This window comes from Thauera terpenica 58Eu (genome assembly GCF_000443165.1).
In the GTDB taxonomy this organism is placed as follows: domain Bacteria; phylum Pseudomonadota; class Gammaproteobacteria; order Burkholderiales; family Rhodocyclaceae; genus Thauera; species Thauera terpenica.
This window is the reverse complement of record NZ_ATJV01000070.1, coordinates 81,336-107,600: the sequence shown is the minus strand read 5'-3', so window position 1 is coordinate 107,600 and position 26,265 is coordinate 81,336. Positions and strand designations below refer to the sequence as shown.

Genomic DNA, 26,265 nt, shown 5'->3' with positions numbered 1-26,265 from the left:
CTGAGACCTCCCGCCACACCTGCGCTGGAGCGCGCCAAGCCGACTGCAGCTGTCTCGACCTGACCCGCAAGAGACAATCGCACGAAAGCATGCAGAATGACTGCTCATGGCGGCGAATATGCCAACAGTGGTTCTGTCCTGATGGGCAACAACCCAGGCTTACCTCGCATTCACGCAAGACGCCCTACGCGAGATCACGGCGCTCTCCGGGGGCGATCGTCGCCGCAAACGAATCTTGCTCGTTTACACCGTTTTTATTGGCGCCGCAGCACAATCAACTCGGCAACCAACTCCGACCCCCGAGACGTCGTGACGACTGCCTCGTCACGTGCGAACGAGGATTCAACCTAAAAACCTCAATTACCCCACCCCGTTTGCATGATTTGGTGGCAGCCAGAGGGGGTGCGGTGGCCCGATGGTCGCGAGGGTGCGCTTGAGATGATCGCAGCATCGCACCCAGACCGAGCAGGAGTTCAACTGCTCCGCAGCCTCTGTTGCCCAGGCTTGGAGTTGGCCGGAGATGCGCAGGAGCACCTGTCGAGCCTTGTCGAAGTAGGCATGCTGGCCGGTGAGCGTGATCGTGGCCTGTCCTGCATGCTCGGTGCGCCGGCCGACCGAGGACATCAACCAGGGTCGGCTGGTGATGGCCTCGAGGCGCGCTTCGGGGTTGGCCAGAGGCACGAACAGACTCCACCAGTTGTAGATCAACGCCACCGCGCGCGCCGACAGTTGGCAGCGATGCAGGTCATGGGTGGTGAAGCCGCCCCATCCCCACTGATTCTTGAGCTCATCGAAGGCATTCTCCGCGTCAGCTCGGTCGCGGTAGAGCTGGCCGAGCGAGCGGATCTCGTGATCGAGGTTGGTGACCAGCACGGCGTACTCGTAGCCGGTGATGCGCTTGCCGCCCTTGCGGTCAGCCTCGATGAAGCCCAGCAGTTGCTGACCGCTGTCGTCTTCCTGAGCCAGCACCATCTCACCGTGCAAGGGGCGGCGCAGCACGACTACACGGCGTTTGTCCTCCCAGCCGGTGAGTGCCAGCGTGCTGTTGATTCCCTCCCAGCCCTGACCCGCATCAGTCCAGCCCGACACCCGGAACAGGCGCTCGATGTGGCGCTTGACGTTCTTCGACAGGCGCAGCTTGAACAGATAAGGCTGCGCGCGCGCTTCGAGCTCGCGCATGATGCCGTCCGAACCGAAGCCGCAATCGCCACGCACCATCTTCGGTTTGTGGCGCACGGGCAACTCATCGAGGATCTTGAGCAAGCCGGGCAGCGTGTGACTGCCCGAGTGCTCGTTGCCCGCCTTGACCTCGACCCCCATCACCAGGCGCAGCCCGGCCATCAGATAGGTGTGGTAACTGTGGGAGGGGCGGCCCGGCTTCTTCGGGTTGTAGGACACCACCGCGCCTTCTTGCTTGCCGTACAGCGGCTTGATCGTCGTGTCGATGTCCAGAATCCATGGTACATCGAGCAAGGGGGCGGTGCTCTCGCGCAGATGGCCGTCGAGCCAACTGATACCTTCGTCCTCGGGCATCGCCGACAGTGCCCGGCGCAGCCCATCCTCGCTGATGACTTTGTTCATCCCCAGCAGCCCAGGATTGACCCCGTCACAGCGGATCGTCGTGACGTGCGAATAGCGCCGATGCCCCGACAAGATCGACAGCAACCATGTGTCCAGCACATCCGCCTTGCTCGGCGCGTTCGGGCTCAAATACGACAGCGGACAACGATCCTGCCAACCCGACCACAGGCCGGTCAGCGTCAGAAACTCGATGAAGTACGCCAGTTGCCCCATCGGCGTGGCCGCACTGTCTGCTTCCCAACGAACCTGCACGCGACCACCCGCCGTCTGTACGCCGGCGCACGACAAAAGCATTTCTTCACTGCGCACACGCTTCAATTTCGACTCACCCATCGGGTGACTCCTTCAATCAACGCCAAACCCATAGCCTGCCAGCGATTCAGCCCCGTTGCACGCTATCAACTGAGGTTTTTAGGTTCAAAGACCAAACATGCAAAGCGACGAGCGCAAGCGTCTGCCGCCGACTACAAGCCATCTGCTCGCGCTTGCCGCCTGCGGCCTTGCAGTGTCGATCTGTCTGCCGCTGCGCGACGTGCTGGAGCCGACCAACATTGCGATGCTGCTGTTGGTGACAATCGTGTTCATCGCGGCGAGGCTTGGACGGTCGCCGGCCATCCTCGCCAGTTTCGTCACCGTTGCGGCGTTCAACTTCTTTTTCGTCCCACCCCACGTCTCGTTCCTCGTCAGCGACGTGCAGTATCTCGTAACGTTCGCCGTGATGCTGGCCGTGTCGTTGATCATCAGTCACCTCACCACGAGGCTGCAGGCGAGCGCGAGCGAAGCCCTGGCGCGCGAACGACGCTCGCACGCTCTTTATGCGCTCGCCAAGGCCCTGGCCGGGGCAATCAGCATCGACCAGGTCGTGGAGCGGGTGGGCGCCTTCGTGCGCGAACAGGCCGACGGCGACGCCCGGCTCTTCCTGACCGATACGGCGCAGGCGCTGCATGAGTTTCCACACCCCGGAGCGCCGCTCGGACTGGATGAGTCGATCGCAGTCCGGGCGGTGTTCCAGAGCGACGCGGGGGATGGCTCCTGCTGCATCGCCAGCCCGAACGGACGGGACATGATGTTTCCGCTCGCTGGCGCGACGCACCGGCACGGCGTCCTGTTTGTCCGCGCGGGTGCCTGCAGCCAGCCCGATCTGCTGCTTCCGATGCTCGATGGCGTCGCGTCGCTGGCCGCCATCGCCCTCGAACGCCTGCACTTTGTAGAGATCGCGGAGGCGAGCCGGCTCGAAACCGAGGCGGAGCGATTGCGAAGCTCGATCCTGTCGTCGATTTCCCACGACATCCGGACGCCACTCACAGTGCTGTTCGGGCAGGCCGATTCACTGACGCTCGCCGGCTCCCATCTCACTGACGAAGAGCGCGATGCCGCTCGAGCGATTCGAGACCAGGCGGGCCGCCTGAACAAGATGGTGGATAACCTTCTCGACATGGCGCGGCTGCAGGCCGGGCAAGTGCGCCTGCGCAAGGAATGGCAAGCGATCGACGAGGTGGTCGGCGCCAGCATCCGGATGCTCGATGACGCGCTGCGCGAGCATCCGGTGAAGGTGACGCTACCGCCGGAGCTGCCGCTCGTCGCCGTCGACGCCGTGCTGATGGAGCGTGTCTTCTGCAACCTGATCGAGAATGCGGCGAAGTATTCACCGGCCGGCGCGCCGATCGCGGTGAACGTCGTAGGGAATGCCGACGGGCTGGTCATCGAGGTGTGCGACCGCGGTCCCGGCTTTCCGCCGGGGAGCCTGCCGCGTCTCTTCGAGCTGTTCGAGCGGGGCGCCGCGGAGTCACCAATCGCCGGCGTCGGGCTGGGGCTGGCGATCTGCCGGGCGATCGTCGAAGCGCACGGCGGGCAGATCGGCGCTTCCAACCCGGCCGACGGCGGCGCCTGCGTCCGCTTTACGCTGCCGTCGGGCGGCGAGCCCCCGCGCATCGAGCCGGAGCTTGCCGACCCGGCCGGAGTCGGATCGTGACCGAGCATCGCACCGGCATCCTCGTCGTCGAGGACGAGCTGCAAATTCGCCGCTTCATCCGGCAGACGCGGGAGCGAGCCGCCTATCAGGTGTTCGAGGCCGGGACCGTCGAGCAGGCGCTCACCGACGCCGCCTCGCGCAAGCCCGACCTGGTAATCCTCGATCTAGGTCTGCCCGACGGCGACGGCGCGGAGTTCGTGCACGCCCTGCGCGATTGGTCGCGGGTGCCGGTGCTGATCCTTTCGGCGCGCTCCGACGAGGCGGACAAGATCGTGGCGCTCGATGCGGGCGCCGACGACTATCTCACCAAACCCTTCTCGGTCGGCGAATTGCTCGCCCGCGTGCGGGCACTGCTGCGACGAGCCGACGGCGGCAACGACGCGCGCGAGGCGCACGTGCGTTTCGGCGATGTCGAGGTCGATCTCGCCCGCCGCACGGTAACGCGGGCCGGGGAGCCGGTGCACCTCACCGCCCGCGAGTATCGCCTGCTCGTCGTCCTGCTCGCCAACCCCGGCAAAGTCCTGACCCACCGGCATTTGCTGCGCGAGGTATGGGGGCCGGCCTACGTGGACAGCACCCACTATCTGCGCATCTACGTTGGTCATCTGCGGCAAAAGCTGGAGGCGGACCCAACGCAACCGGCGCATCTGCGCACCGAAATCGGTGTCGGCTATCGCTTTAATGCCTGACTGCCGCTCCCGCTCGCCCACTTTCGAGGAATCAGCATGTCTGCAGCACAGGATCGTTCGCACAGCAGCCTGGGCGGGCTCGCGCTCGCGGCGCTCGGCATCGTCTATGGCGATATCGGTACCAGCCCGCTGTATGCGTTCAAGGAGGCTTTTAACGGCTCGCACGCGCTTCCCGTTAGCGAGGCCAACGTGCTGGCGGCGCTTTCCGCCTTCTTCTGGGCGATGATGCTGATCATTTCGCTCAAGTACGTCTGGATCGTTCTGAGATACCACAACGACGGCGAGGGCGGCGTGCTCGCGCTGACCGCGCTCGCGCATCGCACCGCGTCGAATGCGCCGCGGCTCGCGGCGCTGGTGATCGGTGCCGGCGTATTCGCCGCAGCATTGTTTTACGGCGATGCGATCATCACCCCGGCGATCTCGGTCCTCTCGGCAGTCGAAGGCCTTGCAGTCGCGGCGCCGCAGTTCGAACGACTGGTCGTGCCGATCACGGTTGGTATTCTGGTCAGCCTGTTCCTGATCCAGAAACACGGCACGGCCCGCGTCGGCACGCTCTTCGGACCCGTCACGCTGATCTGGTTCGCAACGCTGGCCGTGTTGGGCCTGCAATCGATCCTGCAGACCCCGCAGGTGCTCGCGGCGATTGATCCCCGCCATGCGGTGAGCTTCGCGATGGACCGTCCCCATGCGGCCTTCCTGCTGCTGTCGGCGGTCTTCCTGGCTCTCACCGGGGGTGAGGCGCTGTATGCCGACATGGGCCACTTCGGCGCGAGAGCGGTCCGCGTTGCCTGGTACGGGCTGGTCTGCCCGGCGCTGCTGATCAACTACTTCGGTCAGGGGGCGCTGGTGCTGCGTGACCCGACCGCGGCCGAAAATCCATTCTACCTGCTCGCGCCGGACTGGTTCGTCTTCCCGCTCGTCGGCCTCGCGACAGCGGCGACGGTGATCGCCTCGCAGGCAACGATCTCCGGCGCGTACTCGATGACCCTGCAGGCCTCGCGCCTCGGTTACCTGCCGCGCGTGCGCATTCTGCACACCTCCGACCGCGAACGCGGCCAGATCTACATCCCCAGCGTCAACTGGCTGATGCTGCTGTCGGTGGTCCTGCTGGTGCTGGAGTTCCGGTCGTCGGCCGCGCTGGCGGCCGCATACGGCATCGCGGTCTCCGGCACGATGATCATCACCACCGTGCTCACGACCTTCGTCACGCTCGCCGCCCCCGCTCGCTTCCGGCTTCCGATTGTGGCCGGCCTGGGACTATTCGCGCTGCTGGAGTGCGCCTTCTTCGGCTCGAATCTGACCAAGATCGCCGCCGGAGGCTGGTTCCCGATGCTGCTCGGCGCGCTCATCTTCATCGCCCTCACTAGTTGGAAGGAAGGTAGCCAGCTGGTTGCCGAACAGCGGCGGAAGATTGACGTGCCGATGGACGGCTTCCTCCACGGCCCCCATCCGGACGTGCCGCGAGTGGCAGGGACTGCCGTCTACCTGACTTCCGATACCAGCGTCGTTCCCAGCGCGCTGTTCCACAACCTAAAGCATTACAAGGTCATGCACGAGCAGACCGTGTTCCTGCATGTTGTGAACGAGGAGATTCCCTACGTCGCTGAAGCCGATCGATTGCATCTGACGCGGCTCGCGCCCGACACCTACCAACTCGACGTGCACTTCGGCTTCCGCGAGGAGCCGGATCTGCCGAAGGCGCTCGAGGGAGTAACCAAGTTCCGCCTCACGTTCGATCCGATGTTGACAACCTACTTCGTGGCGCGCTCGGTGATCGTCGATGGGCCCGGGTCGCTGCCTCGCTGGCGCTGCGCGCTGTTTTCGTGGATGACCCGGCAGGCGGAGGGCGCCGCGACCTATTTCCGCCTGCCGGCGAATCAGGTGGTCGAACTGGGAACGCAGGTCTTGCTGTAGCCGGGCGGCAACTCATTGCCCGCGTCACCAGCAGCTTCCGTGAGGCAGCAACCTAGCACTCCATGTGTCTTGCAAACGTCAGCTGTCTGGGGCTGTGCCGACGGCCATCTTGCCTGTTGCCGAGCGTTCCATATGGCTGCAACTGGCCGTCGGACTAAACCGCTCGCGCGGTAGGGGTGTGCTGAACCGCTCGTGACGAGCATCGAAGTTCGTGGTTTCCATCGGCAGCGGGCTTGCCATGGTGGGAGATGAGGCAATCGGCCTCATTTTCGACAGGAGCAAGCCATGGACACCCCGACTCGTCCCGTCAGCCCCTTGCGCCAGCGCATGCTCGACGACATGCGGATGCGCAAGCTCACCCCCAAGACGCAGAGTGCGTACATCCGTGCGGTGTGCCGGTTCACGCGCTATCTGGGGCGCGCGCCCGATAGCGCCACGGTGGAGGACCTGCGCAACTACCAGTTGCACCTGGTCGATACCGGCACCTCGCCGATGTCGCTCAACGCCGCCATCAGCGGGCTGAAGTTCTTCTTCGATATCACGCTTCAACGCGGCGAGTTGATGGCACGAATGCAGCCGGTCCGGCTGCCGCAGCGCTTGCCGGTGGTGCTCAGCCGCGAGGAGGTCGCGCGCCTGATCGCCGCCTGCAACAATCTCAAGCACCAGACGGCGCTGTCGCTCGCCTACGCGACCGGACTGCGAGCGAGCGAAGTGGTCTCGCTCAAGGTCAGCGACGTCGACAGCGGGCGCATGACCCTGCGGGTCGAGCAAGGCAAAGGCCGCAAGGATCGCTACGCGATGCTCTCGCCCCTGCTGCTGGAGCGGTTGCGCGTGTGGTGGCGGGTCGCCCGGGCGCAGGGCAAGATGCTCGATGGCGGCTGGTTGTTCCCGGGCCTCAACCCGATCGAGTCACTGAGCCCGCGTCAGCTCAATCGCGCTGTTCAGGCCGCCGCCCTGGCGGCCGGCATCGACAAGCGGGTGTCGATGCACACGCTTCGCCACTGCTTCGCGACCCACCTGCTCGAGCAGAAGGTCGACATCCGCATCATCCAGGCGCTGCTCGGCCACAAGAAACTCGACACCACGGTGATCTACACGCAGGTCGCCACCGACCTGCTGCGCGAGGTCGTCAGTCCGCTGGAGATGCTGCAGCCGGCGTAGGCGCATCGTGGTCCGCTCCGCACTGGAGGTCGCGGACATCTTCCGCGCCTTCGGGCCGGCGTGGCGTCTCGCCCAGCACGGTCACCTGAGCCTCGGGCAGTTGAAGGTCATGTCGGCCATCGAACAGTGCCGCACTGCGGCGCTGGGCGGGCATGTGCTGCGCTGTGAGGCCTGCGAGCAGATCGACATCAGCTACAACTCGTGCCGCAACCGGCACTGCCCGAAGTGTCAGGCGCGGGCTGCCCAGCGTTGGCTCGAGGCCCGGCAGGCGGACCTGCTGCCGGTTGAGTATTACCACGTGGTCTTCACGCTGCCGGCGCCGATCAGCGCACTGGCCTACACCAACAAAGCGTTGGTCTATCGGCTGCTGTTCGAGGTCGCCGCCGAGACGCTGCTCACCATCGCCGCCGATCCGAAGCACCTCGGCGCGACGATCGGCGCCACGCTCGTGCTGCACACGTGGGGCTCGGCGATGACGCACCACCCGCACGTGCACGGCATCGTCCCCGGGGGTGGCCTGTCGGCCGACGGGCAGCGCTGGATCGCCTGCCGGCGCGGCTTCTTCCTGCCGGTTCGCGTACTCTCGCGCCTGTTCCGGCGGCGTTTCCTGGAAGAGCTGACCAAGGCGCATCACGCTGGGGCGCTACGCTTCTTCGGCGAGTTCGCCCCGCTGGCACAGACGGCCGCGTTCCTGCGCTGGCTCGCACCGCTGCGCACCTGCGAGTGGGTCGTGTATGCCAAGCGACCCTTCGCCGGCCCCGAGGCGGTGCTCGCCTATCTGTCGCGCTACACCCATCGGGTGGCGATCTCGAACCGTCGCCTGGTGTCGCTCGACGCCGGAGCCGTCTCCTTCCGCTGGAAGGACTACCGCGCCAACGGGCGCACCCGTCACAAGACGATGACGCTCACTGCCGAGGAATTCATGCGCCGCTTCCTGCTGCATGTGCTGCCGTGCGGCTTCCACCGCATCCGGCACTACGGATTGCTCGCCAACGCCGGGCGAAGGAAAAACCTCGCGCGTGTGCGCGAGCTGCTCGCCGCGCCTCCTTCCACCGAACCGCCCGTGATCGCCGTCGATCCTGAGGTGACGCCACCGACAACGCCCGCCAGTGGTTTCGTGTGCCGCTGCTGCGGGTCGGTGATGCGCGTCGTCGAGACCTTTGCGCGGGGCGCGACGATCCGGGCACCGCCCTTAAGTGGGGCAACCTCATGAATCCGCACGACTTGCCCGAGCCAAAGCGCCGGCCTGCGTCTGATCACGCAGCGCGGCCTGGTACCGGCTGCGCCCTCGACAGGAATCAGCCTGCCAGCCCGCTCAGCACGCGTACAAGATGCGGCTCCAAGCCCTCGGAGAGGCGCCGGCGCGACGCCTCAGCGCCGGTGGTTCGGCATGATTACTGCGTCCCTGCCGGCGCTCGCGGCACTCAATTGCCCATAGCGCCTCACCCGTCCTGAAACGCCTCGACGCGGTTCGCGGTTTCCTCCCCCGGGCTTTGTCCAACGCCTGCCCGCCCGGCGCAGCTGGGGCGTTCAACGTCGCGCGGAAGGGGCAGGCGTCGAACAACGCTGAACAATATTACGCTGTGGGCATCTTCCCCGGTAGCGGCCGCACGCCACGAGCTCAAGAATCAGACTCCGATCAACAGCAAGGAGTCTGTCATGGAAACCCGAGAACATCCGTATCGGGAAGCCTGGAACAAGGGGAAGCTGGTGGGCCAGAAGGCACCGCTCAAACCCAAGGACATCTGGGCCATCCGTATTCATCTGCAGAACGCGCACGAAGTGCGCGACCTCGCCATGTTCAACCTCGCGATCGACAGCAAGCTCCGAGGATGTGACCTCGTAAGTCTGCGGGTGCGCGACGTGACGCATGGAAGCCAGGTGCTCTCGCGCGCCATGGTCGTGCAGCGGAAAACGCAGCGGCCTGTGCAGTTCGAACTGACAGAGCCGACGCGCACGGCTGTGGCTGCCTGGATCGCGAAGGCCGCCTTGAGGTCGGAAGATTTCCTCTTTCCGAGCCGCCTGCACGACTCTCCGCATGTCTCTACCCGGCAGTACGCGAGGATCGTCGAGCGCTGGGTGGTAGCCGCTGGCTTGGATCCTTCCGCCTACGGTACGCACTCGATGCGGAGGACGAAGGCGACATTGATCTACAAGCGCACGAAGAACCTGCGAGCCGTTCAGCTCCTGCTCGGCCACTCCAAACTTGAGTCGACAGTGCGGTACTTGGGCATCGAGGTCGATGATGCCTTGGAGATCTCCGAGCAGATCGAGATCTGAACCCGGCGCGGCTGCCCGCCATGCACCTTTTGCCGGCGGGCGGCTGCTTACGGTGATGATGCCGAGAGGGTACTATCGGCCACAAGCGGCCAGTAGGCTTCGCCCTAAAGCTGTCATTTGAACGGCTGCTTTCTTAGTTTCTGCCTCCACCCAAGCGGAGCATCAGTCAGCAGTTTCAGCCACTCCACCACCCAGTGCTCGGTATATTGCAATGAAGCGAAGCTGCGTGCGCCCCTGGCTTGCAACAACGTCACGCCTTGCTTGAATGTCGGTACGCTGAGCGTCGATAACATTGAGGTAATCGACCAACCCGGCACGCTCCCGAGCTTGTGCCAACTGATAGACATCAGCACTGCTTTGAGCCTTAACAAGAAGGCGCTGTTGCCGTTCCTGTTCTGCTGCATAGGACGTCAATGCATCGTCAACTTCCTGCCAAGCCCTCAATACCGTCCGTTGAAATTCGATAGCAGCTTCCTGCTGGCGCAGTTCTCGAAGCGTCACGGTGGCACGACGGCGGCCACCATCGAAAATCGGCAAATCCAAACTCGGACCGATAGACCAGAAGCGGCTACCCCAATCACCAAACTTGCCAGCTTCGTAGGAATCCAAACCGAAGCGAAGACCAAGGCGAACACTAGGATAAAGCTGGGCCTGGGCTTCGCCTATCGCCGCAGTTGCCTGATGTAAGCGCGCTTCGGCCGCACGAATGTCAGGGCGTCGACCGGCCAACTCAGATGGCACGCCGAGCTTGTATTGAGGCAACACCATTGCCGCGGCAGGAGCACTCTCGGCGGCCAGCTCTTTGGCCAAATCACCGGGGCGCAGCCCGAGAAGCAGGCAAATACGGTTCTTGGACTGTGCCTCCTGTTCAAGTAGCGGGGGCATCTGTTCCTCAAGGTCAGCCAGTTGCAGCCGCTGGCGCTCAAGGTCCAAATCGTTGGCGAGTCCATGCTTGCTCCTGGACTCCATCATAGATGTCCGCTCGCGCAGGGCCGTGATGTCGTCCCGCGTCAATTTCAACAGGCGTTGCGTTGTGCGCAGGTCGATATAGGCCATCGCCAAGTCGCTGGAGATGACGAGTCTGGTCTGGTCAAGTAATGCCAACGAATTGGCGATGTCTGCATCAGCAGCCTCAACCGCTCGGCGCACACGTCCCCACAGGTCAATTTCCCAAGACGCATCGAATCCGCCTTGGTAGGAGGTGTAAGGCTCGGATAGTGATTTGGCAACCGCATCCCGATTATTCGGCGCCATTACGTCCAGCACCCGGTCCCCCGCCGCGTATTCGCTCTGCCGCTGGCGAATTGCGCCACCCTGGAGTTTGACTTCGGGGACTTGCTGGCTAGCAGTGACACTCCTCTGAGAGCGTGCCTGTTCATAGTGAAGCATTGCAGTCTTCAAGTCTGGGCTGGACTCAAGCACGCGGGTTTCCAACTGGTCCAGCACGGAATCCTGAAATGCAGCCCACCACTTATGCTCGGGGGCTCCCTGCATCCCCTCGTTCCTGGGCAATTCTTTGCTCGAGCTCGACCATAAAGACCAAGTGGCCGGAGACAAAAGCTCAGGTGCCTTATAGTCAGGGCCAACGGCTGCACATGCCGACAATAGAATGCTCGTGCTCAGGAGCCACAGCGACCGATGCACACGCAAGGTTAAGGTGTTCTTCATTGCATTCCCCTTAGGTCAGCCGATTTCGGAAAAGCCATGCGGCAACGGGAAGCGTTATCGCGGCTATCACCAGCATCGGGACAAAATCCATTCCTACGTCCTGCCAACCAGCACCCTCCAGATAGACCCGGCGAACCAGGTCGATGGCGAATCGCAACGGGTCGGCGTAAGTCAGAATCTGTAGTGCGGTAGGCATGTTGCCAACGGGCGTGACGAGCCCGGACAACAGGATGAGCGGCATGATGAGTACGAAGGCGTAAACCATTGCCTGGTGCATATTCAGGGACAGCGCCGAGATGGAGAGACCAATACCAACGCAGGCCGTTGTAAAGGCGACAAGCCCCACATAGAGCACAACCAAGGACCCCTGGAACGGAATCCGGAACCAGAACAGCGCCACGCAGAAAACCAGGCTTGCCTGCACCAGTCCGATAGTGATGGCCGGCGACGCCTTGCCAATCAAAATCTCCATGGGTCGCAGTGGCGTCACGAGCAGTTGGTCGAACGTGCCCTGTTCACGCTCACGGGCCACCGACAATGCGGCCAACAGCAAAGTTTGAATCATGCTCAGGGAAGCAATCAGGGCGGGAACGATGTTCCACCGAGATTCCAGGTTGGGATTGAACCAGGCTCGGATTTCAATGTTGACGGGTGGACGTACCGCGTTGGGTAGTGAAGCGTTGAATTGGCCAATCAGGGTGCTCAGGTGGCCAGCCGCCATATTGGCAGTGGTCGAGTTACGCCCATCGAGAATGAGCTGAACAGGTGCGCTACCCGTTGATGCTAGTTTCGCGTCGAAGTCGGGCGCGAAGTGGAGAACCAGCAGCGCCTCGCCATTGTCGATAGCACGAGCAATATCGCTTGAATTGCGCAGCGTCGCCGCCCGTACAAAGACCTTTGAGCCCTCCAGACGAGCCAGCAGATTTGTCGAGGCTGCGCCACGACTCTCATTTAGAACGGCGTATCGCACATGATTGAGGTCGTAGGTGGCCGCGTAACCGAAGACCAGCGACTGGATAACAATCGGGACGATGAGAATTACCCGGATGGCGGGGTCCTTCAAAATCGCCAAGACTTCCTTGCGGAACAGGAAGGAGATTCGGCGAAGAGAACCCGTAATGGATTCGAGCAGAGTCATCATCGGTCCAATGTCTTCTTGGTGCGTAGACGCGCGCCCGTGATGAGCACGGCAAACTGCACGATAAGGATTGTCCAGTCGCGCACTATTAGGTTGAGGTTGTCGCCGGCCAGGAAGCTCATGCGCGCCAGTTCAACGTAGTAGGTTGCAGGCAGGATGGACGCGACCTTCTGGATGCCGGTCGGTACGTTGTGCAGGTCAAACAGGAAGCCGGAGAGCATCAGGGCCGGCAGGAAGGTAATGATGACGGCGACCTGGCTTGCAAGAAACTGATTGCGGGCGGCCGCTGAAATCAACAACCCCAGACTCAGTGCGACCATCAGATAAAGCATTGAACTGACCATCAGCACCCAGAGCGAACCGTGAAGCGGCACATGGAACAACCCCCGGGCGGCGACCAGGCAGAGCGTCAGCCCTCCCATACCCACCGCGAAGTACGGGATGATTTTGGCGAGCAGTATTTCGAGGGAACGCACCGGGGTGACGAAAAGGGCCTCCATCGTTCCGCGCTCCCATTCCCGGGCGATGACCATCGAGGTTAGGAATCCGCCAACCAGGGTCATGATGAGGACTATCAGCCCAGGAACCAGATACCAGGTGCTCGAATTGGCCGAGTTGAACCAGAGACGGTCAACAAGCTCCACGCCTGGAGCAGCACTGACCCTGCCGGCGCTATCGGCGCGGCGCTTGTTCCATCCATCAATGGCTGCGGACACATAACCACGAAGACTGGCGGCCGTCGCTGCATCCGTTCCATGGACGACAAGCTGTACCGTTCCTCGGCCCTGAGCCAGTTGCCGAGAAAAGTCGGAGGGGATGCGGACAATGCCGTCGACCTGGCGGCCACGCATCAGGGCTTCCGCCTCGGCCATCGTCGTGACGTAACGAGGGGCGATGTAGTCCGAGCCACGCAATCCCGCCACAACATCGCGCGCCATGGGCGCGCCATCTTCTAGGACGATGGCGACTGGCGCATTCCGAATATCGAGCGAGAGTCCGTACCCGAAGAGCAGTATCAGTGCGATGGGCAGGAAGATACCTATCGCCAGGTTGCTCTTGTCGCGTATCAGCTGGCGAAACTCCTTGATGGTGAGCGCCCTGAGCCGTCGCCAAAAATGACTCAAGTTTCGTGGGAGCCAAGTCGATTGGGTTTGCATCATCAGGCCTCCACCGCATTGAAGCCGGTCTGCCTGCTTTCGCGCGCCTTCTTGATAATCTCCAGGAACGCCTCATTCATGTTCGCCGCACCAGAAGCCTGGCTGCGAACTTCGTGAGGTGTTCCAATCGCCAGCAAGCGCCCGGCATCCTGGATGACGATGCGGTCGCAATACTCAGCTTCCTCCATGAAGTGCGTCGTCACGATGATGGTGGTGCCTTCGGCAGCAAGCGTCGTGATGCGCCGCCAGAAAGCGCGACGAGCGAGTGGGTCGATGCCACTTGTAGGCTCGTCGAGAAAGAGAATCTCGGGGCGATGTATCAGGGCCGTGGCCATGGCCAGCCGCTGTTTGAAACCGCCGGGAAGCTCACCGCTTCGTTCGTCTTTCTTTTCCCGCAGCTGAAATTCGTCTAGCGCTCGCTCTACCTGGGCATACAGCTCCTGTCTGCCCAAGCCATAGGCGCCTCCGAAGAACGTGAGGTTTTCGGTGACGGACAGATTTCCATACAGGGCAAACTTCTGGGAGACATAGCCGATGCGAGCGCGAGCAGGTGCTCGGGCGGTTCTCAGGTTGAAACCCGCCACCTCGAGGAAGCCACTGGTCGCCGGGAGCAGGCCGCAAAGCATGCGGAATGTGGTCGTCTTCCCCGCGCCATTGGGCCCGAGTAGACCGAAGATTTCGCCTCGGCGAACGCTGAACGAGGTACTGGCAACCGCTGTAAAGCTGCCAAATTGGCGAACCAGGTCGCGGACCTTGATTAACTCGATTGGGTCCTTCGTGTCGAGCTGTACAGACGAATTCTTGGTCTCAACCGCATCCTCGTGGCCGTCCTGGGTCGCACGCTCGCGCAGGAGGGTCATCACTCCATCTTCGAGGCGGGAGGGAGTGGCCTCGCATCGAGCTCCCAGAAGTATTCCTTCAAGGTCACGAGGCTCCGTGCCCCCAGCCTGGATAAAGCGCACCGCGCCGCTTTCCGGCACAGCATCGAGAACATGCCTCTTATCGTCGATAAGTCTCGCCTGTAGCGTCCTAGCCAACTCACCTTCCCGCGGATAGGCAACAAAGCAACGGCCCTTGGCCGGCCGGCACAGTTCATCCGGTGTACCCTGAGCTAGCACTTGCCCTTCAGTCATTACGATGACGTGCTTACAACGCTCTGCTTCGTCCATGTAAGCCGTGCTCACAATCACCGGAAGACCTTCTTCCTCGACTAGCTGCTGCACGATGCGCCACAACTCACGGCGGGAGAGCGGGTCAACGCCGACGGTCGGTTCGTCGAGAAGAAGTAGCCGGGGGGAACGTACCAGCGTGCAGGCCAACCCAAGCTTTTGCTTCATGCCGCCCGATAGATTTCCTGCCAGGCGATTGGTGAATGCGGCCATGTCTGTCATGGACAGCATGCGGTCAAAGCGTTCTCGACGCTCATCCATTGGTACGCCGTGCAGGTCGGCATAGAGATTAAGGTTCTCCATGACGCTCAGGTCTTCATAGAGGCCAAAGCGTTGAGGCATGTAGCTGATGAGGTCTTGTACCTCCTGGGGCTTGGCGGCCACATCAATGCCCAGTGTGTAGAGGCTCCCTGAATCCGGCTTCATCAGACCAGCGATTAACCGTATGAGTGTGGTCTTGCCCGCGCCATCAGGCCCCACGAGGGCGGTGAGCTGCCCTTTGGGAATCGAGAGGGTGATGCCGTTCAATGCCGGCCCGCCAACCGCTCCTTTGAAGCGTTTGACGACATCCTTTGCATCAACGGTGAGAGCAGTTGTGGTCATGATTTGCCGAGTGCCTCGGGGTGATTAGGGCACCAAGCGGACAGTGGCTGGCATGCCCAGCCGTAGCTGGTCGTCAGGGTCCTTGACCAGTACGCGGACCTCATAGACAAGGCTCGTTCGTAGCTCTTCCGTTTGGACGGGTTTGGGCGTGAATTCCGCTACCGAGGAGATATATCCAACCTCCCCGGCGATGGATGCGTCAGGAAGTCCGTCTATTTTGACCTCAGCCGACATCCCTGGCCGGACACGGGCAAGCTGCGCCTCATTCACGTAAGCGCGTATCCATTTGGGTTGCACGATGGCCAAGGCGTAGACCGGTTTTTGTGGCGACGCCATGTCGCCCGGCTCGGCTAATCTGGAACGCACGACGGCATTGGTCGGAGCTTTCAATTCAGCCAGTGAAATGCGATGCCGGAGTAAAGCCAACGACTCTTCCGATGCCTTGAGCTGGGCTGCCGCCTGCTCGATGTCTTCAGAGCGCGGACCTAATTTGGCGAGGCGTAGGGCCATTGATTGGTCTTCAACTTTTGCACGAGCCGCCTTTAATGTCGCTGCGGCCCGGTCCAATTCCTGGCGGCTAACGCCTCGACCATGAGTTTCCTCTGCGATGGATTGCATCCGCTGGAAATCCAGCTCGGCCAACTTTGCATCGGTAGTAGCAGCATCCACCCGGGCCTGCGCCTGACCTATTTCTTCCGGGCGCGAACCGTTGCGTAAGCGCAGCAAAGCCTTCTTGTTTACCTCGATTTGAGCCTCGGTCTGAGCCGCCTGAAGCTCGAGCGTGCGAGTGTCGAGCACCGCCAGAACTTGGCCAGCTGTGACCTTCGCCCCTTCCTCAACCCGCATTTCAACAATGCGCTCGCTGTCCTGGAAGGCCAGTGAAACCTGACGGATGTCGACGTTGCCAAGCAGCGTGATGTCGTTCTTCTGCGAGGAGTTTCCGCTCCACAGCCAAGCGCTGACACCAACGACTCCAACAACTGCTATCGCAACTCCGGCGAGAATTTTCCGGTTCATATTCGATGCTCCTGCGCTTGACGTTCTCGATAGACGCACTATATTCAAATTCAATTTGAATTGCAACTATGGTAGCATTCGGGCATCAAGATTGGGTTGAAAACTATGGCTGGACGTAAGAGAGCAGCGCGTGCCGATGGAGATGCAACTCGAGCCCGCCTCCTGGAAGTTGCCGGGCAGCTATTTGCACGACTTGGCTATGCAGGGGCCGCAAACAAAGCGATCTGCGAAGCGGCCGGAACAGACCTTGCCGCCATCAATTACCACTTTGGCGGCCGCGACGGGTTGTATCAAGCAGTGCTCTTCGAAGGATATGAGCAGCTGATTAACCTTCAGAAGCTCAAGGAAATTCACGCTCGGCAGGATTCTGCGGAGAACAAACTATCCGCAGCCATCGACATGATTGTCGACCGGCTTTACGACGAAGGGGGCTGGCATGGACGTGTATTCGCCCGGGAGTTGGTTGCACCTTCTACCCACCTAGCAGCCCTCGTTCGAGAAGGGGTGATGCCGCGCTTCAAGCTCATGAGCGACATCCTTTCGGAAGTTACTGGATTCAGCGCACAGGACCCGGCGTTGTTGCGGTGCGTTCTGAGCGTCATCGCACCGATGCTGATGATGCTGGTAGTGGACCGCGATACGCCTACTCCATTTCGCGCATTGATGACGCGGCCCGCAGATGAACTCAAAAGCCATCTCAAGCATTTTGCTTTGGCAGGATTACTCGCCACCAAGGAGCAAGCCAGCCGCCGAGGTAGCTAACGCTACACCGCGACGCTACTCCAGACCGGTCGTTGCGTCACCAAAGCATAGACTGACCGCTCAGGGTCGGTAGTTCCAGTTGCCAGGATGGAGAAGCCGCCGTTCGGCGTCGCCTGACGCTCGACGAACGGCAGGTGACCAGCACATTGTTGCCTGACTGCGCCATAAAGCCACCGGCAGCTGAGGCCGAGCTGCTGCCCGACGTCGGATTTTCGAGAGTGGCAGCTTCAGTTGCAAAGGCGGCATTCTGATGCCACCACTGGCAGGGGGCAGCTGCCCCCCGCAGTTCTTCAAGCGATGTACTCGTAGTCCTCATTCTTCGGTGCCGCCGTCTGCTCGGCGAAGGCATCGTAGCTCCATGGCCAGCTCACCGGAACGCCGGTGGCATCCAGATACCAGCTCGAGCAGCCTGAGCCGAAAATCGTCTTGCGCGCGGCGGCGATGCGGCGGTGGTCATACGCCTGCATCGCGTCTTCCTTCAAATCGACCTGGCGGCATTTGCCCGCTTCGATGTCGGCGAGCAGGTGCTCGATGTAGTTCCATTGACGCTCGGCGATGTCGATCAGAGAGAAATTGCCGACCGGGCCGGTGGGGCCGTTGAGCATGAAGAAGTTCGGCAGGCCGGGCACGGTGATGCCGAGATAGGCCGAGGGTGCGGGCGACCAGCGCGCATCCAGGTCGGTGCCATTGCGCCCGATCACCCGCATCGGGCGCACGAAGCGGTCGGCGTGAAAGCCCGTTGCCAGCACCAGCACATCGACCTCCTGCAGCGTCCCGTCCGCCATGCGCACGCCTTCGGGCTCGATGTGCTGGATCGGGCCGATGGCGACGGCTACGTCGGGGCGCTGCACCTTCTCGTAGTAGTCCGACGAGTAGATCAGGCGCTTGCAGGCGGCGCGATAGTTGGGGCGCAGTTTCTCGCGCAGCACGGGGTCTTTCACGCTGCCTTCGAGGTTTTGCCGACAGATGTCCTCGATCTCGCGGATCTGCGGCGAGTCCTGATCGATGATGGCCTCGGTGAAGCGATTCACTGCCGAGGTGTAGGCCTCGGCGTAGCGGATGTCGTCGATGAGCGCAGGGTCGGCGCGGAAGGCGGCTTTCTGTTCTTCGCTGTAGGGGGTGTTGGGAACCGGCATGATCCACTGCGGTGTGCGCTGGATGTGGATGAGCTTGCTCGCGCGCCCGGCGAGTGCGGAGACGATCTGCACGCCGGTCGAGCCGCTGCCGATGATGCCGATGCGCTTGCCGTCCAGCGCCACCGAATGATCCCACTGTGCGGAGTGAAAGGAGGGCCCGGTAAAGCGGTCCAGGCCGGGCAGGTCGGGCATGCTGGGGTGGTGGAGGACGCCGGTGGCGGCGATCACCACATCGGCGTGGTCGATCAGTCCGCTGGCGGTTTCGAGCTCCCAGCGGCCGTCCTTGAGTTCGCAGCGCACCACCTCCTGGCCGAACTGGATCACCTTGTCGAGGGCGTACTGTTGCGCCACGGCTTCGAAGTAGCGCTGGATTTCCGGCCCGGGTGCGAGGTAGCTGCTCCATTCCGCATTGGGGGCGAAGGAGTAGGTGTAGGCGTGGGCGGGAACGTCACACGCCAGGCCTGGATAAGTGTTCTCGCGCCAGGTGCCGCCGACGCGGTCGGCTTTCTCATAGACGACGACCTGGTGCTTGCCGGCCTCGCGCAGGCGGATGGCGGCCAGGATGCCGGCCATGCCGGCGCCGATGACGACGATGCGAAGCGATTGCGGCGCGGTGTTTGCGATAGTCATGGTGATGAGTCACTCCAGGGGCGGATTGGAACAGGTGTGGGGCCTGCGGCGAGGCCGGCGAATCAGTTGTCGAACGCCCCCCTGAGCTGCAGGGCGGACAAGGCCAGCACTTCGGAGGCGGCGTCGAGCGTGCCGAGCAGGCTGGCAAAACCATGGAACTGGCCGTTCCAGCGTTGCTGGGTGACGCACACGCCGGCGCTGATCAGCGCCTGCGCGTAGGCCTCGCCTTCGTCGCGCAGCGGGTCGGCGCTGGCGGTGATGATGGTGGCCGGTGGCAGGTCCGCCAGATCGCGCTGGCGCAGCGGCGAGGCGCGGGGGTCGAGGCCGGCGGCGGCATCGGGCAGGTAGTTGCGCCAGAACCATTGCATGGCCTCGCGGTTGAGTACCGGCGCGTCGGTGAGTTCATGCTGCGACGCGGAGTCGCAGGCGGCATCGGTAACCGGGTAAAGCAGGAGCTGATGACGGATCGGGATGCCGCTGCCGCGCAGGGCATGCGCCGCCACTGCGGCCAGGGTGCCGCCCGCGCTGTCGCCGGCCACGGCGATCTGGTCGGGGTCGGCACCGAAATCCGCTGCCCGTTGATGCAGGGCGCGCACCGCGGCGATGGTGTCGTCCACGGCGGCCGGAAAGCGATGCTCGGGTGCCAGGCGGTAGTCCACCGCGGCCACGATCGAGCCCGACAAGGCGGCCAGCCGGCTGCAGAGGTTGGTGTGGGTGTCGATGCCACAACTGATGAAGCCGCCACCGTGGAAGAACACGGTCAGCGGCAGGGGGGCGGCACCGACCGGGCGGAAGATGCGCACCGCCAATGGGCCGCCGGGGCCGGGCAGGCTGTCGTCGGTGACCGAGGCCAGGCCGTCGTCACCGTCCGATGGCATCGGAAATGCGGCAAGCATGGCGCGGTAGTCGGCCACGCTCAGCGTGGAGAAGTCCGGACGCGGCAGGTGCGCGAGCTGGTCGGCGATGGCTTGGGCTTGAGGGTCGAGGTACACGGCGGCTCCTGGGGGCGCGGAGTTGACGATGGGGCGGCGGGACGATGGAGCGGCGGCTCGATGCAGAGCCATCGCCTGCCCAGAGCTCATTATTCGCTGCTCGTGTTTGTGTTCATCATTCAAACTGCTTAAGTGGGCACACTCGGGATCGTGGTGACGTAGTCCATTTTAGTGATGAGGGCGCCAGGCTTCCGTGTGATCGTGAGGCCACGAAAAGCCAGGTGATCAGGCGCTTGCCGGCGTTTCACGGGAGTGCGGATGGGAGCGACGACGGGTATGGAGAGAGCGACGATGGTCCCGGCTACCGGGGCTGGAATGCGGACGAGATCCCGGATCACCGAGCCTTGTGGGCGCGATCTCCTGTTCGAACGCTCGGGGCTCGGTTTCGTCGAGGTCGACAAGCTCATCGGTCTGGTCTATTCCGGCACCCAGGAGACGGTTCCGTGGACGCGTGTGCTCGAGCGCATGCGCGAACTGCTCGACGCCAACTACGTCGCCCTGATCCTGCGCGTGCCCAATTCCGAGCAGCCCCTGCAGGTGGTGTTTGCCGGCGAGGCCCAGCCCGAGCGGGCGGCAGTTTTCTCGACCAGCCTGACCACGATTGACCCCTTCTTCAATCTGCCGCGCGACCGCATGGTGATGCTGGAGGAGTTGGTCGATGACGAGGACTGGCTGCAGGGCTCGTATTACCGCGAGTTTCATGCGCCGCTGAACATTCGTTATTACATCGGCGCCGATATCGGCATGGGGCCCGAGCCCAGCTGCCGCCTGCGCGTTTCGCGCCCGCCCAGCGCGGCCCGTTTCGGCGAGCGCGAGCTGGCGATCTGCAGTCTTTTGCTGCCGCATCTGGTGATCGCAGTGCAGTTGCGCGCAGGCCTGGATATCGCCGCGGTGGAGAGCCATTTTTACGCAGGCATGCTCGACCGTCTGTCGGTTGGAGTGGTGTTTCTGGACAAGGAGAAGCGCATCCTCAAGGCCAATCGTGCGGCGAGCGCGATCCTGGAGCAGCGCGACGGCTTGTCCATCGTCAATGGCGGGCTGTCGGCGGCGTTTCCGGCTGAAAACCACGAGCTGCGCAGTCTGATCGAGCGTGCCGTATCCGCGGGCGGACAGTCGCAACCGGGCGTGGTCAGCGGCATGTCGGTGAGCCGGTCCTCGGGGCGCTCGAATCTGGGTGTCGCCGTGCGTGCTGCGCCCCTGACCGAATGGTCAGAGCCATCGTCGCGCCCGGCGGCGCTGGTCATCCTCCGAGATTCCGAGGCGCACGTGCTGGCTTCGCACGACGAGCTGAAGCAACTGTACCGGCTCACCACCGCCGAGGCCAACCTTGCCGTCCAGCTGATGGCTGGCTGCACGGTGGAGGAGGCGGCACAGCGTCTCAATGTGACCCGCAATACCGCGCGCTGCCAGATCCGGGCGGTTTTTGCCAAGACCGGCGTCACGCGCCAGACCGAGTTGTTGCGCGTGCTGCTCAGTGGCGTCGCGCCGCTGGCCTGAGGCTGGGCGCGCAGCGGGTGTTTTTTCGTCCGACGGGGCCGCTTGCCATCAAGCGGGCGCCGTTTTCTTGAGCATCGCAAAAAATAATCAGGGGAAGGTGTATGAAGCGTTTTGCAGACAAGGTGGTTTTTGTGAGCGGTGCGGCGCGCGGTCAGGGTGAGGCCGAAGCACGGCTGTTCATCGCCGAAGGCGCGAAGGTCGTCATCGCCGACGTGCTCGACGAGGACGGCGCCCGGCTGGCGCAGGAGCTGGGCCCGGATGCGCTCTATCTCCATCTCGATGTCACCCAGGGCGCGCAGTGGGACGCTGCCGTAAGCAAGACGCTGGAGCACTTCGGCCGCCTCGACGTGCTCGTCAATAATGCCGGCATCCTGCGCTGGGGGCAGATCGAGGACATGAGCCTCGAGGAGTACATGGCGGTGATCAGCGTCAATCAGGTCGGTTGCTGGCTGGGCATGAAGGCGGTGCTGGCGGCGCTGAAGAGCGTCGGCGGGGGCGCCATCGTCAACACCTCGTCGGTGTCCGGCTTCGTGGGCATGGGGGGCTTGAGCGCTTACACCGCGAGCAAGTTTGCGGTGCGTGGCATGACCAAGTGCGCGGCGCTGGAGTTCGGTCGCTACAACATCCGGGTGAACTCCGTGCATCCGGGCGGCATCGACACCGCGATGGTGCGAGGCCCTGATGGCGAACTGGGCGATACCCACAAGAGCCTGCCGATTCCCCGCGTTGGTACGGTCGACGAGGTTGCGCGCATGGTGGCCTTCCTGGCTTCGGACGAGGCGTCCTATACCACTGGCTCCGAATTCATCATTGACGGCGGAATGACGGCCGGTTTCAACGTCGTGGAGTGATGATCACCGCATCAGTGCGCGTACAGGCATCACATTTGACAACGGCCGCAGCGCGCGACCACCACCGGAGCAATTTGCGATGAACAATGCGGGACCTGTGTTTGACGAAGCGAAAGTGCGCAAGGCCTTCCGCGTCAGCGTGCCGAGCGCCTTGCTGCTGGGCGCGGTGATGATGATCTGGCCGAGCGCATTCTGGCGTCTGCTGGGCATGGATCTGGGTGCTGCGCCCTACCCGGCGATTCTTTACGGCAGCGTCATCTTCGGTGTCGGGCTCGCCAGCATCGCTGGCGCGCGCGCGCCACGCAGCCATGTCGGGCTGCTGCTGTTGCTGGTGTGCTACAAGAGCGTGGCCGTGATTGCACTGCTCACGCACGGCGTGCTGACGCTGATGGCCGACCAGCCGGTGCCACTGGCGGTGTGGGTGATCGCCGCGCTGTGGCTGCATCAGGCGGTGAGCAATGCGCGCCTGTATCCGTGGGGGATCAAGGACCAATGAGCTCGTCTGCTGCATACGCCGCTTACGAGAGCGGTACCGTTTCCATCGCCCGCAGCGCGTGGCCGGCGCCTGCCGCGTCGCCGCGCTGGCCGGCGCTGACAGCCGATATCGAGGCTGAGGTCGCGGTGATCGGCGCAGGGGTGGTGGGGGCCTCGCTGGCCTTGCATCTGGCCGAACGCGGCCTGCGGGTTGCCCTGGTCGAGGCGCGCCAGCCCGCCGACGGCGCCTCGGGACGCAACGCAGGTCAGGTGCAGCCCTATTTCGGCAAGTTCGGAGAGATGAAAGCCTGGCCCGATGGCGGGCAGCGCTTCGTCGATTATTACCTGCGCCATCGCAACATCATCTTCGAGCTCTGTGCGCGCCACGGCATTGACGCCGATGCGGCCCCTTGCGGCCTGGTGGCCGCGGCCTATCGCGAATACGCGTCAATGACGCAGAACGCCGCGCACTGGCGCGCGCTGGGCTATCAGGTCGAGACCATAGGCGCCGGGCGTCTGCGCGAACTGCTGGGCACCGAGCGCTATGCCTTTGGTGTGCACTGGCAGGACGGCGGCCGGGTCAATCCGCACATGTTCACCAATGGCATGGTCGCGGTCGCTGCGCGTCATGGCGCCCAGGTGTTTGGCGATTCGCCGGTCGAGGCCTGTGAGCGTGTGGGGCGGCGCTGGAAGCTGCGCAGCGCGCAGGGCAGCGTCACCGCGCAAAAGGTGGTGGTGTGCACCAACGGCCATTTCGGTAACGCCTTCTTTCCCGAGCTGGCGCGTACTTCGTATCCGCTGCTGGCCTGTGGCGTGGCGACCACGCCGCTGCCGCCGGCCTTGCTCGAGATCATCAACCCGGCGCGGGTGGCGATGTCCCAGTTCCCGCTGGGCTTGTATCCGATGGTGCTCGACGGGCGCAATCGGCTGGTGACGGCGACCATACCCGGGGTTGGTGGCGCCGACGATGGCAAGCGCTATTTCAGCTATCTGCTGCGTCACCTGCACCGCACCTGGCCGGCGACACGCGATGTGCCGATCGAGCTCGATGCCTATTGGACCGGCATGACGGCCAATTCAGCGCCGGCCTACCAGGCTGGCGGCCCGCGGCTCTACCATGTGGCCGATGGCGTGATGGCGCTGATGAACTTCGGTGCCGGCGGCAATGTGGTCGGTCCCATGATGGGCATGAACCTGGCACACGCCCTGGCCGACGACCGCCCGCAGGACATCGTGCTGCCGCTGGAGGCGCCGGTGGCGCTGCAGTCGCCAGGGCGCTTCGAATTCAAGATCCGGCGGGTGCTGATCCCGATTGCGCGCGTCATCGACCGCTTCGAGCGCATCCGGCTCTGAGCCGGGGCTGGGTGGCGCTGCTGCGCTCAGGATGATTCGCGCAGCAGCGCCACGCGGATTTGCTCGATCGCATGCGAAGGGCTGAGGCCTTTCGGGCATACCTCGGTGCAATTCATGATCGTGCGGCAGCGGTACAGACGATACACATCGTCGAGGTAGGCAAGGCGCTCGCGGGTGGCGGTGTCGCGGCTGTCGGTGATGAAGCGATAGGCCTGCAGCAAGCCGGCCGGGCCCACGAACTTGCTCGGGTTCCACCAGTACGACGGGCAGAATGCGCTGCAGCAGGCGCACAGGATGCATTCGTAGAGACCGTTCAGGCGCTCACGCTGTTCCGGCGACTGCAGGCGCTCGCGCTCGGGTGGAATCTGGTCGTTGATCAGGTAGGGCTTGATCGAGTTGTAGTGCGTGAAGAACTGGGTCATGTCCACGATCAGGTCGCGAATCACCGGAAAGCCGGGCAGCGGACGCAGCACCACCGGCTCCTTGAGGTCGGACACGGCGGTGATGCAGGCCAGGCCGTTGCGGCCGTTGATGTTCATTGCGTCCGAGCCGCACACGCCTTCGCGACACGAGCGCCGGAAGGACAGACTGTCGTCGGTCTCCCTGATTCGCATCAGCACGTCGAGGAGCTTCTTGTCGTGCCCCCCGAGGGCGATATCGTAGTCCTGCATGCGCGGTGCGGCATCGGATTCGGGGTTATAGCGGTAGATGCTCAGTCGCATGTTCCTTCTCCTCGCGCTGCATGCTCAGGCGCCGACGGTGAAATGGGTGGCCATGGTCAGCGTCACGCGGAGCGTGATCGCAATCAGGATGAAGGCAATCAGTGCCAGCAGTGGCAAGCGCAGGGCGGTGGGCTGGATGTAGTCGAGCACGATGTCACGCACGCCCACCCAGGCGTGACCGCACAGGGCCGCAAAAAAGATCACGATCAGCACGGCACCGGGGGCACTGGTGGCCAGTGCGTGCCAGCGCTCATAACTTGGCGCCGGCCCGATCAGCAGGGTCGCTGCCGTCAGCGCCAGCAACAGCAGCACCACCAGTGCCGTCAGGCGCTGCAGCACCCAGGCGCGTTGGCCGTGGAAAAGCCTCATGACAGCCACCTCATTGCAGCAAGCAGAGCGATGAGCAGTGCCGCCACAATCGTGCTCCAGGCGCTCATGCGCGCCTGTGCGAGGCGACTGCCTATGCCGATGTCCATCAACATGTGGCGCACCCCTGCGAGCAGATGATGCGTCGCCGCCCACACCATCACCACCAGCAGCAAGGCCCGCCAGGGCGAGTTCAGCCATGTGCCGAGCGCCGCATAGTCTGCCTCGCTGCGCAGCGAGCGCTCGAGCGCGAGGACCAGGAAGGGCAGGCTGATCAGCAGCAGCACGCCGGAGATGCGGTGCCCGATCGAGGCGATGGCGCCGATCGGGAAGCGGATCTGCGCAAGATTCAGGAATTTCGGTGCGGCTCTGGGTGGTGCTGGCATGCTGGCCTCCATCGATGACACAGGGTCTGCCGTACGCGGATGGGATATGATCGCCTGCCCCGATCACGCTCCCGGGTGGGCGAGGCCGCCCAGTCCAGGCTCCTGTTCGCAGCCGCAATCGGCCTCGGCGGCGATCACACGGCGCAGTTGCGCGAAGCGGTCCTCGGTTGAAGTCGACAGCAGCGGATCGTGCTGGACGCGTGCAGTGATGGCATCGATCGCGAGCCAGTCGTCTGCCTCGAAGTGGCGCAGCGCCGCCGGAAACAGGATCAGCTCTTCGACCGCCATGTTGTGGCGCAGACGTTCGGCATACAGCCGGATGTTGGCTTCGACGAGTTCCCACGACATGGATTCTTCCCGCGCCGCGGATTCCAGATCGCGCATCAGGTCGACCCCCTGGCGCTCCAGCGTGGCATGCTGGGCTTCGATCTCGTCACCGAAACCGGGCGGCAGCGCACCCTTGCCGCGCAGTCGCTCGACAATGCCGTCCTCGGCCGGGTGGTGCGAAACGTCTGGAAAATGGGTCAGGTAGTACATCACGTCCACGAACAGCGCGACCGTCACTGACGTCAGCTCTGCGCCAACCGCAGAACGGCCGTCGAGCAGGCGCACCAGTCGTCCCAGATTGGCATGTTCGGCACTCAGCCTGTCGATAGCGTTCGCCATCGTCTGTGCTCCCCTCAGTCCTGTGATTTGCCTGGCCATGTCCCGTTAACGTATAGACTGAAAAAAAGTATTGACAACCAG

General features: G+C 63.2%; 23 protein-coding genes. 11 read left to right on the top strand and 12 right to left on the bottom strand.

The genetic code is table 11. The annotated features are described in order from the left end of the window. Nucleotides 1-360: 360 nt before the first annotated feature. Nucleotides 361-1,914 carry a transposase gene (locus tag M622_RS33890; RefSeq protein WP_021250135.1) on the bottom strand — a complete coding sequence of 518 codons (1,554 nt, stop codon included), beginning with the start codon at nucleotides 1,912-1,914 and terminating at the stop codon, nucleotides 361-363. A gap of 97 nt (nucleotides 1,915-2,011) precedes the next feature. Here M622_RS33890 and M622_RS33885 point away from each other — a divergent pair, with 97 nt between their 5' ends. The 6 genes from M622_RS33885 to M622_RS33860 all read left to right on the top strand — a co-directional run bounded on the left by M622_RS33885 (nucleotide 2,012) and on the right by M622_RS33860 (nucleotide 9,597). Continuing rightward, nucleotides 2,012-3,553, top strand: coding sequence for a DUF4118 domain-containing protein (locus M622_RS33885; RefSeq protein ID WP_021250134.1), 1,542 nt, complete (start codon nucleotides 2,012-2,014; stop codon nucleotides 3,551-3,553). Beyond that, nucleotides 3,550-4,242, top strand: coding sequence for a response regulator (locus M622_RS33880; protein ID WP_021250133.1), 693 nt, complete (start codon nucleotides 3,550-3,552; stop codon nucleotides 4,240-4,242). Before M622_RS33885 ends, M622_RS33880 begins: the two co-directional genes overlap by 4 nt. A gap of 36 nt (nucleotides 4,243-4,278) precedes the next feature. Beyond that, nucleotides 4,279-6,156 carry a potassium transporter Kup gene (locus M622_RS33875; protein WP_021250132.1) on the top strand — a complete coding sequence of 626 codons (1,878 nt, stop codon included), beginning with the start codon at nucleotides 4,279-4,281 and terminating at the stop codon, nucleotides 6,154-6,156. Between the two features lie 285 nt (nucleotides 6,157-6,441). Next, nucleotides 6,442-7,317, top strand: coding sequence for a tyrosine-type recombinase/integrase (locus tag M622_RS33870; RefSeq protein ID WP_021250131.1), 876 nt, complete (start codon nucleotides 6,442-6,444; stop codon nucleotides 7,315-7,317). A 7-nt stretch (nucleotides 7,318-7,324) separates the two neighbouring features. Next, complete coding sequence (locus tag M622_RS33865) at nucleotides 7,325-8,530, top strand: IS91 family transposase (RefSeq protein ID WP_021250130.1); 1,206 nt, start codon at nucleotides 7,325-7,327, stop codon at nucleotides 8,528-8,530. 446 nt (nucleotides 8,531-8,976) lie between these two features. Beyond that, a complete protein-coding gene (locus M622_RS33860) occupies nucleotides 8,977-9,597 on the top strand; it encodes a tyrosine-type recombinase/integrase (protein WP_021250129.1) in 621 nt (206 codons plus the stop codon). Between the two features lie 162 nt (nucleotides 9,598-9,759). On the opposite strand, the gene M622_RS33855 is transcribed toward M622_RS33860, so the two are convergent. The 5 genes from M622_RS33855 to M622_RS33835 are packed head-to-tail and all read right to left on the bottom strand — an operon-like array spanning nucleotide 9,760 to nucleotide 16,349. Continuing rightward, the gene (locus tag M622_RS33855; RefSeq protein WP_023098897.1) at nucleotides 9,760-11,265 is read right to left on the bottom strand and encodes an efflux transporter outer membrane subunit; all 1,506 of its coding nucleotides are present in this window, start codon (nucleotides 11,263-11,265) and stop codon (nucleotides 9,760-9,762) included. 10 nt (nucleotides 11,266-11,275) lie between these two features. Then, the gene (locus M622_RS33850) at nucleotides 11,276-12,406 is read right to left on the bottom strand and encodes an ABC transporter permease (protein WP_021250127.1); all 1,131 of its coding nucleotides are present in this window, start codon (nucleotides 12,404-12,406) and stop codon (nucleotides 11,276-11,278) included. Beyond that, nucleotides 12,403-13,563: an ABC transporter permease gene (locus tag M622_RS33845; RefSeq protein ID WP_021250126.1), complete on the bottom strand. Its 1,161-nt coding sequence runs from the start codon at nucleotides 13,561-13,563 to the stop codon at nucleotides 12,403-12,405. The genes M622_RS33850 and M622_RS33845 overlap by 4 nt, the downstream gene beginning before the upstream one ends. After that, nucleotides 13,563-15,332: an ATP-binding cassette domain-containing protein gene (locus M622_RS33840; RefSeq protein WP_031347191.1), complete on the bottom strand. Its 1,770-nt coding sequence runs from the start codon at nucleotides 15,330-15,332 to the stop codon at nucleotides 13,563-13,565. Before M622_RS33840 ends, M622_RS33845 begins: the two co-directional genes overlap by 1 nt. 24 nt (nucleotides 15,333-15,356) lie before the next feature. Further along, nucleotides 15,357-16,349, bottom strand: a complete 993-nt coding sequence (locus tag M622_RS33835; protein ID WP_021250124.1) for an HlyD family secretion protein — start codon at nucleotides 16,347-16,349, stop codon at nucleotides 15,357-15,359. A 105-nt stretch (nucleotides 16,350-16,454) separates the two neighbouring features. Here M622_RS33835 and M622_RS33830 point away from each other — a divergent pair, with 105 nt between their 5' ends. Next, on the top strand, nucleotides 16,455-17,111 hold the full coding sequence (locus M622_RS33830) for a TetR/AcrR family transcriptional regulator (protein WP_021250123.1): 657 nt from the start codon (nucleotides 16,455-16,457) through the stop codon (nucleotides 17,109-17,111). A gap of 290 nt (nucleotides 17,112-17,401) precedes the next feature. On the opposite strand, the gene M622_RS33825 is transcribed toward M622_RS33830, so the two are convergent. After that, complete coding sequence (locus tag M622_RS33825) at nucleotides 17,402-18,877, bottom strand: flavin-containing monooxygenase (protein WP_021250122.1); 1,476 nt, start codon at nucleotides 18,875-18,877, stop codon at nucleotides 17,402-17,404. A gap of 62 nt (nucleotides 18,878-18,939) precedes the next feature. Then, the gene (locus M622_RS33820) at nucleotides 18,940-19,869 is read right to left on the bottom strand and encodes an alpha/beta hydrolase (protein WP_021250121.1); all 930 of its coding nucleotides are present in this window, start codon (nucleotides 19,867-19,869) and stop codon (nucleotides 18,940-18,942) included. A 315-nt stretch (nucleotides 19,870-20,184) separates the two neighbouring features. Between M622_RS33820 and M622_RS33815 the strand changes: the two genes are divergently transcribed. The 4 genes from M622_RS33815 (at nucleotide 20,185) to M622_RS33800 (ending at nucleotide 24,044) form a co-directional block, all read left to right on the top strand. Further along, nucleotides 20,185-21,366 carry a helix-turn-helix transcriptional regulator gene (locus M622_RS33815; RefSeq protein ID WP_021250120.1) on the top strand — a complete coding sequence of 394 codons (1,182 nt, stop codon included), beginning with the start codon at nucleotides 20,185-20,187 and terminating at the stop codon, nucleotides 21,364-21,366. Nucleotides 21,367-21,467: 101 nt separating this feature from the next. Further along, nucleotides 21,468-22,217, top strand: a complete 750-nt coding sequence (locus M622_RS33810; protein WP_021250119.1) for an SDR family NAD(P)-dependent oxidoreductase — start codon at nucleotides 21,468-21,470, stop codon at nucleotides 22,215-22,217. Between the two features lie 79 nt (nucleotides 22,218-22,296). Further along, nucleotides 22,297-22,713: a hypothetical protein gene (locus M622_RS33805; RefSeq protein WP_021250118.1), complete on the top strand. Its 417-nt coding sequence runs from the start codon at nucleotides 22,297-22,299 to the stop codon at nucleotides 22,711-22,713. Further along, nucleotides 22,710-24,044: an NAD(P)/FAD-dependent oxidoreductase gene (locus M622_RS33800; protein ID WP_021250117.1), complete on the top strand. Its 1,335-nt coding sequence runs from the start codon at nucleotides 22,710-22,712 to the stop codon at nucleotides 24,042-24,044. The genes M622_RS33805 and M622_RS33800 overlap by 4 nt, the downstream gene beginning before the upstream one ends. A 26-nt stretch (nucleotides 24,045-24,070) precedes the next feature. On the opposite strand, the gene M622_RS33795 is transcribed toward M622_RS33800, so the two are convergent. From M622_RS33795 to M622_RS33780, 4 genes are all read right to left on the bottom strand, one after another. Further along, a complete protein-coding gene (locus M622_RS33795; RefSeq protein WP_021250116.1) occupies nucleotides 24,071-24,766 on the bottom strand; it encodes a succinate dehydrogenase iron-sulfur subunit in 696 nt (231 codons plus the stop codon). Nucleotides 24,767-24,790: 24 nt separating this feature from the next. Then, the gene (gene sdhD, locus M622_RS33790; RefSeq protein WP_021250115.1) at nucleotides 24,791-25,135 is read right to left on the bottom strand and encodes a succinate dehydrogenase, hydrophobic membrane anchor protein; all 345 of its coding nucleotides are present in this window, start codon (nucleotides 25,133-25,135) and stop codon (nucleotides 24,791-24,793) included. Then, nucleotides 25,132-25,518, bottom strand: a complete 387-nt coding sequence (sdhC, locus tag M622_RS33785) for a succinate dehydrogenase, cytochrome b556 subunit (protein ID WP_021250114.1) — start codon at nucleotides 25,516-25,518, stop codon at nucleotides 25,132-25,134. Before sdhC ends, sdhD begins: the two co-directional genes overlap by 4 nt. Nucleotides 25,519-25,581: 63 nt before the next feature. Continuing rightward, nucleotides 25,582-26,184 carry a hemerythrin domain-containing protein gene (locus tag M622_RS33780; RefSeq protein ID WP_021250113.1) on the bottom strand — a complete coding sequence of 201 codons (603 nt, stop codon included), beginning with the start codon at nucleotides 26,182-26,184 and terminating at the stop codon, nucleotides 25,582-25,584. Nucleotides 26,185-26,265: the final 81 nt, after the last annotated feature.